General features: G+C 65.5%; 1 pseudogene. It reads left to right on the top strand.

What is annotated here, in order from left to right:
- Positions 1-234, top strand: a pseudogene (locus AB4Y92_RS26150) (2-oxo-hept-4-ene-1,7-dioate hydratase); the annotation flags it as partial.
- Between the last annotated feature and the right edge of the window lie 177 nt (positions 235-411).

The following is a 411-nucleotide window of genomic DNA, read 5'->3' as shown; positions in this document are numbered from 1 at the left end:
ACGCTGTCGAAGAACGGCATCATCGAGGAATCCGGAGTTTCGGCTGCCATCATGGGTCACCCGGCTGCCGGCATCGCCTGGCTGGTCAACAAGCTCCATGTCGTCGGCGCGGGGCTGAAGAAAGGGCAGATCGTCCTCGCCGGTTCCTTCACGCGGCCAGTCGACATCGCAGCCGGAGACGTCATACAGGTCGATTACGGCCCGCTCGGCGCCATCGGCGTCTCTTTCGCCTAAGGTTGCCATGGAATTGCCGCCCAACACTTTCAAGCGCGCCCTGAACGAGGGCCGCCATCAGCTCGGCCTCTGGTGCAGCCTGCCTGGCGCTTATGCGGCCGAGGCGGTCGCCGGCTCCGGCTTCGACTGGCTGCTGTTCGACACCGAGCACTCGCCCGGCGACCCGCTGACCGTACT

The organism is Lysobacter sp. TAB13 (assembly GCF_052113885.1).
Taxonomy (GTDB): domain Bacteria; phylum Pseudomonadota; class Gammaproteobacteria; order Xanthomonadales; family Xanthomonadaceae; genus Lysobacter; species Lysobacter gummosus.
The sequence above is the reverse complement of the archived record's forward strand: the minus strand, read 5'-3'. Positions and strand labels throughout refer to the sequence as shown.